This window comes from Acinetobacter sp. TW_SC_4, assembly GCF_054861205.1.
Genome location: NZ_CM142174.1, coordinates 193747 through 207258, shown reverse-complemented (window position 1 = coordinate 207258; position 13512 = coordinate 193747). Strand labels below are relative to the sequence as shown.

Below are 13512 nucleotides of genomic sequence, written 5' to 3'. Positions count from 1 at the left end.
GAACTATGGGTTCATGTTCGCACGAACACCACAATGCATTGCACGGCGTACACGACCATCCAAATGTCGCGCAGCGTCTAGCCGAAGCAGAGAGTCTTTGTGCGGCAAGTGGCGCACGCCTCACTCCTTTACGCAAAGAGGTACTGGAACTGATTCTGAATGCAAGCGGCCCGATGGGTGCGTATGATCTGCTGGCACAAATGAAAAATGCCAGCGACCGTCCTGCTGCCCCACCAACAGTGTACCGTACACTCGACTTTCTATTAGAAAAAGGCTTTATTCACCGCCTGACGTCCATTAATGCCTATATTCCCTGTTGCCATCCGCGTGAAGGCCATCAGGCAGCGTTCTTGATTTGTACTGAATGTAAAGCGGTTAAAGAAGCATCTGCACAAGGTTTATTAGAACAACTGGATGCCTTGGCGGCTTCAGACGATTTTAGTGCACACCACAGCATTATCGAAATTTCAGGAATCTGTCAGCAGTGTCGCAACAAAGCTTGAATGCATCACCCTTGATCCAGCTTTCCAAGATTTGGGTCAATATTGATGATCGTGACATTTTAAAGGCCATTGATTTCTCTTTGCAGGAGAAAGAGATTGTTACGCTGATTGGTCCGAACGGTGCCGGTAAGTCGACCTTAATAAAGGTCATGCTTGGGATCGTCAAACCGAAATCCGGTGAAATCAAAACGGCGCGCAAGCTGAAATTCTCTTATGTGCCACAGAAATTCAATCCTTCACATAGTTTACCGCTACGTGTCAAAGATCTGTTGGCACTAGAAAAATGCCCTTCAGCTATTAAAGCTGAAATCATTCGTGATACCGGCATTGCCAAGCTGGAAAATTCCAAAGTTCAACAGCTTTCTGGCGGTGAACGTCAACGCGTCCTATTGGCTCGTGCCTTATTACGTCAGCCGGATATTCTGGTACTGGATGAACCGATGCAGGGTCTAGATATTCAGTCTGAGGCTGAACTGTATGAATATGTGCGTAGCCTGCCGGAAAAATATGGCTGTGCCATTTTAATGGTATCACATGACCTGCAATGGGTGATGCAAGGTACGCATCGTGTGGTATGCCTGAATAAACATATCTGCTGTAGCGGCCTGCCAGAAAGCGTACAGCAGCATCCAGAATATCAAGCCATTTTTGGTACCAACCGGGTGTTCTACCAGCATCATCATGACCATTGTGCGCATGGTGATTCAGCCACACCATGCCAGCACGATTCACGCCCCCACATTCACCCCGAGCCGGAAGCTTAAGCCATGATGGATTGGTTATCTCTCCTATTACCTGCATGGATTATGGGAACACTCTTGGTGTTCCTGACCGCACCACTCGGCTGTCTGATGTTATGGCGCCGTATGTCTTTCTTTGCTGACACGATGGCACATGGCACTTTATTGGGTGTGGCCATTGCAGGTGCACTCAGTTTGCCATTATGGACTGGTGTCACCTTAATCGCCTTACTATTGGTGGCGATTTTATGGGTACTTCATGACCCACGTTTGCCGAATGATGCATTGTTGGCACTCTGCTCAGCAACCCTGCTCTGTTCAGGCCTACTATTCATTCAGCATTTACCGAGTTTAAGACCGGAACTGCTGAGTTATTTATTTGGTGATCTACTCACTATTTCATGGACAGATCTTCCTACTTTTGCCGTTGTGATTATCTTGGCATTGGCCGTTCTGTATAAAAGTTGGCAGGCGCAAATCCAGATTGCAATTGATCCTGATATGGCGATCAGTGAAGGAGTGAATGCAAAACTGCAACGTCTGATCTTTATGCTCTTATTGGCATTGTTTACTGTATTGGCATTACGTGCGGTCGGTTCTCTTTTGATGGGTGCATTGCTGGTGATTCCAGCTTTGACGGCTCGCCTACTGGCAAATTCTCCTCGTCAAATGGTGATCTGGGCTTTTGTGATTGCACAAATTGGTGTGACAGTCGGGCTCTGGTCAAGTGCAGGTCTGAATATGTCAACAGGTCTGACCATTGTGCTGACCATGTCAGTGCTGTTTGCCGCTATTTTTATCCTGCAGAAGTTTAAAAAACTGGCTTAAGGCATGGCAGACAAATTTTATCTAATTAGTGCCTGCTTGCTCGGACACAAGGTCCGTTATGATAATCGCGACTGTCTAGTAAAAGAGTTGGTCGATTATTTATTGCCGGATCAATATGTCACGATTTGCCCTGAAGTCAGTGGTGGTTTGCCTATACCTCGACCCGCAGCAGAGATTCAAGGTGGGACAGGATTAGAAGTTCTTAAAGGTTTAGCTCAAGTAACAGATATTCAAGGACAGGATGTATCTACTGCTTTTATACAGGGAGCTTATGCTGCCTTGGAGCTAGCACAGAAATTTCAAGTCACCCATGCTGTCTTAAAAGCCAATAGTCCATCTTGCGGCAGCAAGCTGATTTATGATGGTTCATTTACTGGAAATAAAATTCAGGGTGATGGCGTGACGGCTGCATTATTTAAACAGCATGATATTGAGGTCATGACTGAAGATGAATTTTTACAGATGATTCTTTAAGAGATCGTTGAATTCCCTCTCCTTTAAGGAGAGGTTTCCCTACTGATGCACCAAACTCAATAAAAACGCAGCTCCAGCGAACAAGCTGGCAAAAGTTCGATTCATGACTTTCTGCTGTTTTGGCGATTTTAGAAGACTCAGAACTTTGGCAGCCAGACCGGTATAACCTGCCATCACAATCAGATCAATCGTCACCATGGTCGCAGCCATAATCACATATTGAATCCATTGCGGTTTAGATAAGTCCAGAAATTGCGGCAATACTGCCAGCAAAAATACAATTGCCTTGGGATTACTCATATTGACCAGAAAACCGTGGATGACGAGTTTTCCAGCTGATTTTCGTGCGAGTTCATGTTTAATTTCAATCGACTGCGCTGGTGCTTTCCACTGCACAAAGGCCAGATACAATAAATAGGCAACTCCAAACCATTTCACAGCAAGAAATGCCCAAGGTGTAGTCGCGAACAATACCCCTGCCCCGGCAGCCACAATAGCAATTTGAACCAATAGGGCGAGTTGCAGGCCGAGCGCATTCCAGTATCCATGTCGAAAGCCATAATTCAGTCCGCTCGACATCGAAGCAATAGCACCCGCACCTGGGGAAATACTGATCACCCAACAAGCTAACATATAAGCAAACCAGACTTGATAGGACATGGAGATTTAACTCATTCAAATTCAGGATCTAATTATATGACTTTTCCAATATTTTCAGCCAAAAAAATTGCTTAAACATCAGACTGCATACTATTCACTCTATAGCGCTTCAGGCACAATAGCAGGATTGGATACAGAAATTTATTACAGGAGCCATGAATGACAGCCCAATCTGTAATTTTGCCATTACCTTCAGATCATGCTCGCTTTATTGTTTTACGCCTGAAAGATCTCAGTATTGAAGATTTTAAGGAACGATTAGAACAGCTCTTTACGACACGCGATCGTCTGATTACCCAACATCCGAATGCGCAAATTAAAACGGCTGTCGCTTTTGGTCCTGAACTCTGGTCAAAACTGTATGAACAGGCACCTGCTGGTTTTAAACAATTAGAGCCAATTCAAGGTTCATTTAATATGCCTGTGGTTCCCGCTGATGTACTGATTCATATTGCCAGTGCGCGTGCCGATATCTGTTTCGCCTTGAGTCAGTCTTTCTTCGAAGGTATTCGCGATCAGGTTGAAGTATTAGATGAGCGTGTTTGCTTCCGTTACTTTGATGGCCGTGATATTACCGGTTTCATCGATGGGACTGAAAATCCACAATTTCCGGATGATCGTGCTGAAGTGGCTTTACTGAGTGAAGATGCTGGTATTTTCCAAGACGGTTCATTTATTTTTGCGCAGCGTTATGCGCATAACCTGGATAAATGGAAAAAACTCAAAGTCGATGCTCAAGAACAAGTCATGGGTCGTACCAAACTTGAATCGATTGAACTCGAGGATGAGGTAAAACCTGCCAATGCGCATATCGCTCGTACTGTTGTTGAAGATGAGGAAGGCGAGGAAATGGAAATTCTACGTCATTCTCTGCCTTATGGAGATGGTCGTGGTGACCAAGGCCTATTCTTCATTGCTTATACCAAAGACCTGAAAATCATTGATGCCATGTTAGTGCGTATGTTTGGTACATCAGGCGATGGGATCCATGACCGCTTGCTACATTTCGTGACTCCAATGGATGGTGCGTATTACTTTGCACCAAGTGAGGAGTTGCTAGAAGGGGTTTTGGAAGGGTAAATAATAGGGCTAATTGATATCAATTAGCCCTAATCTTTTTAATTTACTATCATCAATTGCATATCTTAATTAAATACAATTTATACCTTTAATTCTTAAATCATTTTTTTCAAAGAAAGTTTTTTTCTTAGTTTTTAAGCTAAAATATTCCACATTATAAAGAAGATAACCTTGCGACATGAAAGTATATTTCCCTGTTATTTTTCCATTAATCATTTCATTCATAGTTCTATAAATTTCTGGTTTAGTATTATCTCCCATATCAATACTTTTTTCTTTTATAGGTTTTGAAATTTTAATATTTTTTAAATAGGGATAATATTTTATAGAATCAATTTCGGGATAACGACTAGAAACCAATAGAATTGATTTATTATCGCTTGCCAAGCAATAGTATTTTTCATTAGATTGAACATTTGAACATGAAGTTAGAGCAAAAAATATGGCGATAATTTTCTTCATAATTCTTTTATTCTCTTTTTAGCTAATAATTTTGCAGAATTTGCAGTGTAACCATATCTCTTTCTACTAACTTTATTACCTTTTTTATCTTTAGTATATCCAAAAGGAAACTCTTTATCTTTACTCATTTCTAGAAATCTCTGATATCCTTTTTTGGCTTCTTCAGCACTTTTTAATTTTCCTTTTTTATATCCCTTAGGATCATTCCATAATCCCCACCCAAAACTTTCTCCTATTTTATTAGCATAAATATAACTATTTTCAAATTTTGTATAATAATCAAGATTAGCTACTACTTTTTTATCTAAGTTTCTACATTTCTTTATATTAGATCTCTTGCGAAAGTCATTATTGCAAGTTTATCCGGTTTACGAGTGCAGCAATTAAGTTAATGCGTAAACCGAATCTTTTCCGTCTATTTCGATAGCGTTCACTTAGCATTCTAAATCTTTTCAATTGACTATTAATGTGTTCGATCACAACTCGTATTTTTCCAATCATTTTATTGTACTTTTTCTCAACATCAAATAAGGGTAAATTCTTCTTTTTCTTTATTGGCATCAATAACTTAAAGCCATCTTGCTCTAATCCGTAGTAGCCTAAATCGGTCATAACATATTCACAATGTTTGAATTTCTTAACCGTTTTTCTTGCCAATTTAATATCATGCTGACTGCCATTCGATATATCTAACCCTATGATTTGTTTGCTGTTCGGATGATAGATCACTTGTGCTTTTAGCGTATGTTTCTTCTTTTTACCACTATAGAACTTACTCTGATTTTTTTTCGGACGTTCTATTGAACATTCTGTCGCATCAATAATGACCCAGTTAAAGTGTTCGTCTGCTGTGGTAATGCTTCGTTTTGGCAGATTAAAACGTCTTGATTTCATCAATGCATCTTCAACCTTTTTAATGGTTCGATTCACATTACTTTCAGCGATATGGTAATTTGCCGCTAATTCCAGTTGAGTGCTGTAGTTCCGTAAGTAATTGAGAGTTAATAACAACTGATCCTCTATATCTAAGGTAGGAGGACGACCTGATTTCTTTTTGAGTGATTCTGCTTTTTCTAAAACCTCTACCATTTCAGTAAAAACTTGTCGAGGTATGCCAACCAAGCGTTTGAATTCAGAATCTGAAAAACGATTTAATTTCTGATATCTCATGAAATTTATATTGAGGTGGTTTTTACTTTCGCAAGAGGTCTATTAAAAGCTGCTATAGCTCTTTTATGATATTTTTCTCTATCATCAAATCCATTATATCCTCCGTTAATTAATGCACAAGTTGCTATTAGATCATTATTAATTGCATGAGGAGTTAAATTACCAGCTTTAGAATGATGCCAATACCAAACTGCAGAACCTACAGCATGTTGTTTTTCTCTAGCAATTCTATGCCTATTATTTCCTAAAAAATTTTCATTCACTGCCAACCCATATGATTCATAATTAGTTTTATAAGTTATTTGTATTAATCCCCTTCCTTTATAACCATCATAAACTTCACTTTCAGATTTACCAGCTAATCCTTCTTCCATTAGAGAATAGCTTGCAGTTTCATGCAGTGTATGTGCTATAAAATGGGCTTTTTCCAAACAGTTATTCATATTAAGTTTCTTAAACTGTTGATTTAAATATTTAAGAAAGCTTATAGCTGTAACACTAGTTGTTACTTTTTTGAATTCTTCTTCCATAATATCTCTATTACAGGCACATTCATTAACTTTTAATTCCTTTTCTATTTCGGGTTTATTTACTGAGGTTTGGCCTCCTGTTATATCCACATCTAATTCCAATTTATTAGAATCTTTTTTCATTCTTTTAGAGTAATAATTATTGGCTTCTAAAGGCTTTCCATCTGGCTTAAATACTGTAATTTTTACTTTTTCTCCAACCATACTTTGAAGTGAAAATTTTCCATTAGAAGTATTTGAAACTTTCTTTATTCCACTTTCTAAATACAAGATTTCAATTTTAGTATTTTCAATATTGTAGTCATTTCCTAACCTGTCTACTATTTTGAAATTTGAGAGACTTTTAAAATTTTCATAAGGTTCATCTAGTTTAATTATTATTGGTATTTGGGATCCATTCCCAGAGTTAACAGAACTTTTTAAAGTAAATTCATCATTCGAAGTTAAAACCAAAATTTCAATATCTCGATTAGGTGAAGATAGAACTTCTACAATACCCTGTTCATTTGAATTACGTTCAAATGACTTTTGACTTCCTTTAGGACGAGAAGTCACTGGGAAATTTATCAGGATTTTCTCTTTACTATCTATAATTTTAAATAAAGTTGTTACTATCCCTTTTGAAGTAATGGTAATTTTTTTCTGTTGATATTCCTCTATACTTTTAGGTAAAGGTACTTTTACAGGGTCTTTTCTAGAAGAAACTATTGAAGAATTAATAGTTTTAACAACAATATAATCTTTAGTATTAGGCGGTTGAGCTAGAATTTCTACAGTTCGATTCGGTGAAGCTTGAAAGATAAATAGACCGTCTTGATCTGTCTTATTGATATTCTCTCTAGATGAACCTTTATAACGTGATTTTACTTTTAAATTGGTGACATACTTCCCTGATGCATCATAAAGTTTGGATGTAATAGTGACTAACTGACTCATTATTCAGTATCCTCTTTAGTGTATACCTCATCCTCAATTTCCTCGTTTTCTAGGTCCTCCAATAACTCATCGATATCCTCTTTATTTAGTTCTTGACGTAGATATGTTTGATAAGAATTAAATCCAAAAGCTATAAAATCTGTTTTTTGAGAGGTATAGAACCGTAGAGTACTTATTTGATTTACTTCATTTAGCAGGGATTTTTTGCTTTTAATTAATGTTCCCTCCTTCTTATCAACAATGAAAATTTCTTTTTCTCTTTCACAGGCAGTATTCCATTGATAATTAATTCGATTACTAAACAAAGTTTCCATTTTTGGTAGACTTATTTTTTGTTCAATAATATTTTGACCTTCTTTAAATATATGCTGCCCCGCTTTACACTCAAACTTCCCACCTGTTACTCCAAATACACCTTGTCCATTAATCTTTAACTGAGATCCACCGGCAGTAAGCACAATTTCTTTAGGGCTTATAATTTCAATTCGATCTTCAGTTGAAATAATTTTTACTTTATGACGAGCAATTGTTTCTATTGCGTCATCTTGTGCCTGGAGTTCGACTTTTCCCTTTGCCGCAACGACTTTTAATCCTTGTTGAGCTGCAAATAAGCTGATCTTGTCCTGAGCGTGAGCAATCAAAGATTTCCGTGTGGAAAAATTAATATTATCCGCAGCACTGTGGTTAATCTGCTGATCAGCTGAAAGATACAGATCTTCATTAGTTGAGAGTGCAATTGAATTCGGTGCACACAGCAGCATTAAAGCTTGTTTGAAAGTTTCAGCCTTGCTTTGATCTTGCTGTTCAATCTGATCCAGAAATTTTTTTAGATGATCTAACCCTTCTAAGGGGGTCTGTTTGCTGATTTTTAGCAATCTCACTTAAGGCCTTACTATGATTCAAACTAGATTCAAGCTGGCTTTTCGCAGGACTGACATTTAAGTGATTGGCATTCGCATTTTCTTGTTTATAGGTAGAGAGAAGCAAGCCAGCTCCCGCTCTAAGTGCTCCCCATTGATCTGTTCTTAACTCAAAGCCCTCACCACGCCCGGCGCTAGCCTCATCTTCTTTTGGATGACTTAGATTTCCTAAATTTAGCTGACTGGCCCCATGACTACTTTGCAGCTGTGCACTAATCTGTCCAGTTGTATCATCGAAGCGAAGCTGGTTAAAACCTTCGCCACCCACCTCTTGAGAACGGATACCACTTAGTTTTTTAGTGAATGGCAATTGCCCCTTCTTATCAAACATAGTTTGAAAACGTTCAGCTTCATGAATACGTCCAACAATGAAGGGACGATCAATATCTCCTTCGAAGAAATCAATCACTACAATTTCCCCGATACGCGGATGGAATCGGGCGCCATAACCTTCGCCTGCCCATGGCGTTAGCACGTCTACCCAGGCCGAATCAGTGTCATTATCATTGGCGCCAGCACCACCATCATGCTGATGATCTTCACTACGGGTAAACAAAAAACGGACCTTCACACGTCCCCATTCATCGACATAAATAGTCTCACCTTCAGGCCCTACTACTTTCGCCCGTTGTGGATAGGCCATAGGCCGATGTTGTAGTGGATAATATTTAGGTATTACAGGAATATCTCGACGAATTAAATACAGCTCATTACCTTGTCTCTCATCATCCAGAACTTTCCAGTGACTGGACTGCATGAGCTGATCCAGCTGTAGCAAAAGATCTTTCGGTAAATTATTTTGGTTATAGAAGTGTTTGCCCAAAATTAAAAATTCACGCTCATTGTGCGGATGTTGATCAATTTCGGGATGGTCATGCAGTTCAAACCAGTAACCGACTTGGGCATCACGAACACTACTGCTGGCCTTAAAATATTTGGACTGCATGGCATGATAGTGACTAAGTTGCTGACTGAGTTGATCCAGTTGAGCTGGACTGGATGATGTAGCCTGATCTTCTCTCTTTAGGTCACTGGTCCAAGCTGGACTGATGTTCCAGACATCTTCCAGACTTAAACTGGTATGATCCTGAACACTACTTTGCTGGATATTCACTAACTGCTGGTTTTGCTCCTGCTCCAGATCTATAGCTTGCCAGCGTTGCAATGCAACACTATTTGGTACAAGTTGTCGCTCAGCAATTAGGCTGGTGATAGTATCGAATTGCTCAGTTGCATGACTACGATGGAAGCGGATGGAACGGCGTTTTAAGGCTTGAAAATATTGCTGCCCATTAACAAGACGCAGGACTTGTGGCTGAATGGTTTGAGCTGAGATTGGAATAATTAATTCCTTTTCATCAATCAGCCAGTTAATACCCTCACTACGCCATAAGCGGGTCAGAAAATCATAATCACTTTCATTGGACTGTATGACCAATGGCCGTACATCATATTCACGATTTAGTCCGGAAAGATCCAAACTTAAACTTTTCGCAAATAAGCCACTTCGCTTTTGCCATTCAGTAAACAGAATCTCACTAATCGCTTTGATACTTTTATTCAAAAACACACGGCTATTACGGCGTTTATGCCAAAGTGAAGTCGCATCTTCGAGAGTCAGCTGATAGACACTTAAAGCACCATCGCTATGCCCCTGTTTAGCTGCGGTAATGATACCTGTAGTCCGAAAAAGCTCACCTTGATCAGTGACCTGATCAACAGCAACCTGACAGCCAATAAACTGTTTTAAGGCAATATAGGGATGGGTGGATAGACAAAGTAATTCAGCATGTAGTCCCTCATTGATCCAGTGCCTGCCTTCAATACGCTGAATCAGGACCTGAGAATTTAAAATTTCATTGGAAAATCGGAGATGAAGTGCACGCTTCTGTGAGCTTAGACCCAAGCCTTCAAGCACCGTATAAATACTCTGTAGCATTTTATAATTATTATTTGAGGTTATTTTTATCGCACTGATTTTAGGGAATAAGCTTAGAACAATCCATCTTGGTATTTATTTCACATGAATTAACCACAAATAACCTTACCCTGACCTAATATTCTCTATGTTTATGAAATAGAAGATGTATTCTGTTTCAACCTTTTCGATTTTTCTGATTATTTGCTGATTCACTTACTGCTACACTGAAAGCCGAATACTTTATATCTCCTACATCATCCTCGATTACAGGATAAGCCAGAGGCCAAGGACATGCTTGAGTTACATTCTAAACTTCCCAATCTGGGCGTTACTATTTTTAGTACTATGTCGGCCTTGGCACAAAAACTCGGGGCAATTAACCTGTCACAAGGTTTTCCAGATTTTCCTGCTCCACCACAATTGATTGAAGCCCTCAGTCGGGCGGTTGAAAATGGTTTTAATCAATATGCACCGGGTGATGGTTTACCAGTATTACGTGGGCTGGTCGCTGATCTTTATCAGCACCGTGACCGGCTCACTCTAGATCCGATAGATGAAATCACCATTACTTCTGGTGCAACGATTGCAATCTTCTGTGCAATTCAGGCAACGGTACGAGCAGGTGAAGAAGTCATTATTTTTGATCCCAGTTATGACAGCTATGCGCCAAGCGTGAAGCTGGTCGGTGCCAAACCGGTACATATCGCTCTAGAATATCCTGGTTTTTCTGTGGACTGGAATAAGGTCAAAGATGCAATCAATGACCGTACCCGCATGATTGTAGTGAATACACCGCATAATCCCACCGGAACGGTATGGACAGAGCAAGACTGGCAGCAGCTGATTGAACTGATTTGTGATCGTAATATCGTGGTTCTGTCCGATGAAGTCTATGAACATCTGGTATTTGATGAAGTTCGTCATCATTCTGCAGCATCATTTCCGGAACTCCGTGAACGCAGTTTTGTGATTGGTTCTTTTGGTAAAACCTTTCATGTGACCGGCTGGAAAACCGGTTTCTGTGTTGCACCACCAGCCTTAATGCAGATGTTCAGACAGATTTACCAGTTTGTCAGCTTCTGTGGTGTAACGCCAATTCAGGTGGCTTTGACTGAATATATGCAGCTACATTCTGAACATATCCATGAGCTGTCCGGTTTTTATCAGGCCAAACGGGATTTGTTTAATCATGCACTGACAGACTCCCGTTTTCACTGGACGCCATCACAAGGCACCTATTTCCAGAATCTGGATTACAGTGAAATTCGTCCTGATCTGGATGCACTGTCGATGTGCCATTATCTGGCGAAACAACACGGTGTTGTGGCGATTCCGGTATCAGCGTTTTATCAGGAGCCGCCTAAAGATTTACACTTATTACGCTTCTGCTTTGCCAAAAAAGATGAAACCTTGATAGAAGCAGCACATATTCTTTCCAAAGTTTAAAAAAATAGACTTATTGGTTACTGAAAAGCTAAGGCGTTCTTGATGCGGATCAAGGATAATTTAGTCCTGATAAATATATGAAAAATCAAGAACAGGATGTCATATGGCACAGCAAGCATTGGTTCACCAGCAGAATTTATGGAAAACATTTTTTATTTTCCTGTTACCGCTGGTGGTTACCAACATCCTGCAAAGCCTGTCCGGTACGATTAATACTGTTTTTGTGGGGCAAATGTTGGGCGTGCAAGCGATTGCTGCAGTTGCAGTATTTTTCCCGATTCTGTTCTGTCTGATGGCCTTTGTGATTGGTCTCTCTGCAGGTTCTACGGTTCTGGTAGGACAAGCTTGGGGTGCCAGAAATCTTGAAAAAGTGCGCTGTGTAGTTGGCTCTACCCTGTTTATGACGTTGATTGGTGGCAGCCTGATTGCCCTATTGGGTGTATTTTTTGCTGAAAATATCTTGCAATTATTAGGTACAGATCCGGATGTGATGCACCTGTCTTTACCTTATGTACAATGGATGCTGGCTGGTAGTCCTCTGATTTTTATTTATATTATTTATACTTCAATTTTACGCGGGGTTGGAGACAGTACTACGCCACTGTTTGCCTCTGCCCTAACGATTGGTGTAGGCTTGGTAGTGACACCGGTCCTGATCGCGGGTTATTTTGGTTTTCCTAAGATGGGGATCATCTCTCCAGCAATTGCAACCATTCTGGGTAACTTGGCTGTACTGTTATTTCTTATTCTCTATTTAAATTATAAACGTCACCCTCTAAAACCAGACTGGGCTTTAATCAAAGATATTCGTCATCAGCCCCAGCTCAGCAAGATTATCCTGCGCTTAGGTATTCCAACCGGGGTTCAAATGGTCACAACTTCAGTCGCTGGTCTGGTCATTGTGGGTCTGGTCAACCGTTATGGTGCAGAAGCGACGGCGGCCTATGGTGCCGTGAATCAGGTACTGAATTATATTCAGTTCCCTGCTCTTTCTATTGCCATTGCAGCTTCAGTCTTTGGGGCACAGGCCATTGGTGCTGGTAAAAATGATTTGCTCAATAAAGTGACTCGAACTGCCTTAAGTATGAATATCTTGTTCACAGGTAGTCTGGTAATTCTAGCTTATCTGTTTTCTAAATATCTCATGGCTTTGTTTATCACTGACCCGCAGGTCGTGGTCCTAGGTCAGCAACTTCTCTTCATTGTCTTATGGTCGATTCTGTTCTTTGGTGCTAGCGCAATTTTTGCTTCGATCATGCGGGCCAGTGGCACAGTGACAGTCCCGATGTTGATCAATATCATTGCCATTATTGGCATTGAAGTACCAGCTGCCTATATGTTCAGCCGCTGGTGGGGTTTACAAGGGATTTGGTATGGTTATGCCTTGGCATTTGTCTGTCTTTGTATTATGCAAGGCTTGTATTACCAGTTTATCTGGAAGAAAAAAACCATCGAGGCACTGGTTTAATCTTCCAGCTTGGACTACTGGATAAACCTTAGCAAAGCACCTCTAAATAGCGTATTTCCTGCTTAATCCATATTTTTTATATGGATTCATTTTTATTATATTTTTCAGCCATGAAGATCCTTGTTATAAGCAGTGTATTGTATAAAAACACAAGGTCTTCTCATGGCTAAACGACAAATTAAACTGGGTGCTTTTATTCCAACGACTTCGCAACATGCGGCAGGTTGGTGCCATCCTGAATCTCGTCCTCAGGAGCATTTAAGCATCGATTATGCGATTGAATTGGCGAAAACTGCTGAACGCGGCCTGTTTGATGCTTATTTCCTTGCAGATGGTCTGGGACTCCTAGGAAGATGATGCATTCCTCTATGACA

13 protein-coding genes and 1 pseudogene are annotated in these 13512 nt (G+C 40.1%); 8 read left to right on the top strand and 6 right to left on the bottom strand.

All coding sequences use genetic code 11. The features are described from left to right. The first annotated feature begins 5 nt into the window (after window positions 1–5). From ACWM1W_RS00940 to ACWM1W_RS00925, 4 genes are read left to right on the top strand one after another with little or no spacing between them, the layout of a single operon-like run. The gene (locus tag ACWM1W_RS00940; RefSeq protein WP_005233384.1) at window positions 6–503 is read left to right on the top strand and encodes a transcriptional repressor; all 498 of its coding nucleotides are present in this window, start codon (window positions 6–8) and stop codon (window positions 501–503) included. Next, on the top strand, window positions 485–1267 hold the full coding sequence (gene znuC / locus ACWM1W_RS00935) for a zinc ABC transporter ATP-binding protein ZnuC (protein ID WP_005233382.1): 783 nt from the start codon (window positions 485–487) through the stop codon (window positions 1265–1267). Before ACWM1W_RS00940 ends, znuC begins: the two co-directional genes overlap by 19 nt. Before the next feature lie 3 nt (window positions 1268–1270). Continuing rightward, the gene (gene znuB / locus ACWM1W_RS00930; protein WP_340810684.1) at window positions 1271–2071 is read left to right on the top strand and encodes a zinc ABC transporter permease subunit ZnuB; all 801 of its coding nucleotides are present in this window, start codon (window positions 1271–1273) and stop codon (window positions 2069–2071) included. A 3-nt stretch (window positions 2072–2074) separates the two neighbouring features. Then, complete coding sequence (locus ACWM1W_RS00925) at window positions 2075–2545, top strand: 2-thiouracil desulfurase family protein (protein ID WP_340810685.1); 471 nt, start codon at window positions 2075–2077, stop codon at window positions 2543–2545. A gap of 39 nt (window positions 2546–2584) precedes the next feature. Here the strand turns inward: ACWM1W_RS00925 and ACWM1W_RS00920 are convergent, their stop codons facing one another. After that, on the bottom strand, window positions 2585–3205 hold the full coding sequence (locus ACWM1W_RS00920) for a LysE family transporter (protein ID WP_340810686.1): 621 nt from the start codon (window positions 3203–3205) through the stop codon (window positions 2585–2587). A gap of 159 nt (window positions 3206–3364) precedes the next feature. Between ACWM1W_RS00920 and ACWM1W_RS00915 the strand changes: the two genes are divergently transcribed. Then, a complete protein-coding gene (locus ACWM1W_RS00915) occupies window positions 3365–4285 on the top strand; it encodes a Dyp-type peroxidase (RefSeq protein WP_340810687.1) in 921 nt (306 codons plus the stop codon). Window positions 4286–4354: 69 nt separating this feature from the next. Here the strand turns inward: ACWM1W_RS00915 and ACWM1W_RS00910 are convergent, their stop codons facing one another. The 5 genes and pseudogenes from ACWM1W_RS00910 to ACWM1W_RS00890 all read right to left on the bottom strand — a co-directional run bounded on the left by ACWM1W_RS00910 (window position 4355) and on the right by ACWM1W_RS00890 (window position 10242). Then, entirely contained in the window at window positions 4355–4747 is a 393-nt protein-coding gene (locus ACWM1W_RS00910) for a hypothetical protein (protein WP_375726213.1), read from the bottom strand. Beyond that, complete coding sequence (locus ACWM1W_RS00905) at window positions 4744–4875, bottom strand: hypothetical protein (protein ID WP_340810689.1); 132 nt, start codon at window positions 4873–4875, stop codon at window positions 4744–4746. Before ACWM1W_RS00905 ends, ACWM1W_RS00910 begins: the two co-directional genes overlap by 4 nt. Before the next feature lie 220 nt (window positions 4876–5095). Next, window positions 5096–5917, bottom strand: a complete 822-nt coding sequence (locus ACWM1W_RS00900; RefSeq protein WP_375726288.1) for an IS5 family transposase — start codon at window positions 5915–5917, stop codon at window positions 5096–5098. A gap of 5 nt (window positions 5918–5922) precedes the next feature. Continuing rightward, a complete protein-coding gene (locus ACWM1W_RS00895; protein ID WP_375726266.1) occupies window positions 5923–7383 on the bottom strand; it encodes a glycoside hydrolase family 19 protein in 1461 nt (486 codons plus the stop codon). Further along, a pseudogene (locus tag ACWM1W_RS00890) lies at window positions 7383–10242 on the bottom strand (type VI secretion system Vgr family protein). The gene ACWM1W_RS00895 and the pseudogene ACWM1W_RS00890 overlap by 1 nt, the downstream one beginning before the upstream one ends. 273 nt (window positions 10243–10515) lie before the next feature. Here ACWM1W_RS00890 and ACWM1W_RS00885 point away from each other — a divergent pair. The 3 genes from ACWM1W_RS00885 to ACWM1W_RS00875 all read left to right on the top strand — a co-directional run bounded on the left by ACWM1W_RS00885 (window position 10516) and on the right by ACWM1W_RS00875 (window position 13495). Then, on the top strand, window positions 10516–11670 hold the full coding sequence (locus ACWM1W_RS00885; protein WP_375726265.1) for a methionine aminotransferase: 1155 nt from the start codon (window positions 10516–10518) through the stop codon (window positions 11668–11670). Between the two features lie 103 nt (window positions 11671–11773). Further along, window positions 11774–13138, top strand: a complete 1365-nt coding sequence (locus tag ACWM1W_RS00880; RefSeq protein ID WP_214001821.1) for an MATE family efflux transporter — start codon at window positions 11774–11776, stop codon at window positions 13136–13138. A gap of 162 nt (window positions 13139–13300) precedes the next feature. Next, entirely contained in the window at window positions 13301–13495 is a 195-nt protein-coding gene (locus tag ACWM1W_RS00875) for a hypothetical protein (RefSeq protein ID WP_005233364.1), read from the top strand. The last annotated feature ends 17 nt before the right edge of the window (window positions 13496–13512 follow it).

Bases quoted from the DNA above. Each gene is read 5' to 3' on its own strand.
- ACWM1W_RS00920 (WP_340810686.1), bottom strand. From the start codon at position 3,205: ATGTCCTATCAAGTCTGGTTTGCTTATATGTTAGCTTGTTGGGTGATC.
- ACWM1W_RS00915 (WP_340810687.1), top strand. From the start codon at position 3,365: ATGACAGCCCAATCTGTAATTTTGCCATTACCTTCAGATCATGCTCGC.
- ACWM1W_RS00925 (WP_340810685.1), top strand. From the start codon at position 2,075: ATGGCAGACAAATTTTATCTAATTAGTGCCTGCTTGCTCGGACACAAG.
- ACWM1W_RS00910 (WP_375726213.1), bottom strand. From the start codon at position 4,747: ATGAAGAAAATTATCGCCATATTTTTTGCTCTAACTTCATGTTCAAAT.
- ACWM1W_RS00880 (WP_214001821.1), top strand. From the start codon at position 11,774: ATGGCACAGCAAGCATTGGTTCACCAGCAGAATTTATGGAAAACATTT.
- ACWM1W_RS00885 (WP_375726265.1), top strand. From the start codon at position 10,516: ATGCTTGAGTTACATTCTAAACTTCCCAATCTGGGCGTTACTATTTTT.
- ACWM1W_RS00940 (WP_005233384.1), top strand. From the start codon at position 6: ATGGGTTCATGTTCGCACGAACACCACAATGCATTGCACGGCGTACAC.
- ACWM1W_RS00895 (WP_375726266.1), bottom strand. From the start codon at position 7,383: ATGAGTCAGTTAGTCACTATTACATCCAAACTTTATGATGCATCAGGG.
- ACWM1W_RS00875 (WP_005233364.1), top strand. From the start codon at position 13,301: ATGGCTAAACGACAAATTAAACTGGGTGCTTTTATTCCAACGACTTCG.
- ACWM1W_RS00900 (WP_375726288.1), bottom strand. From the start codon at position 5,917: ATGAGATATCAGAAATTAAATCGTTTTTCAGATTCTGAATTCAAACGC.
- ACWM1W_RS00905 (WP_340810689.1), bottom strand. From the start codon at position 4,875: ATGAGTAAAGATAAAGAGTTTCCTTTTGGATATACTAAAGATAAAAAA.
- znuB (WP_340810684.1), top strand. From the start codon at position 1,271: ATGATGGATTGGTTATCTCTCCTATTACCTGCATGGATTATGGGAACA.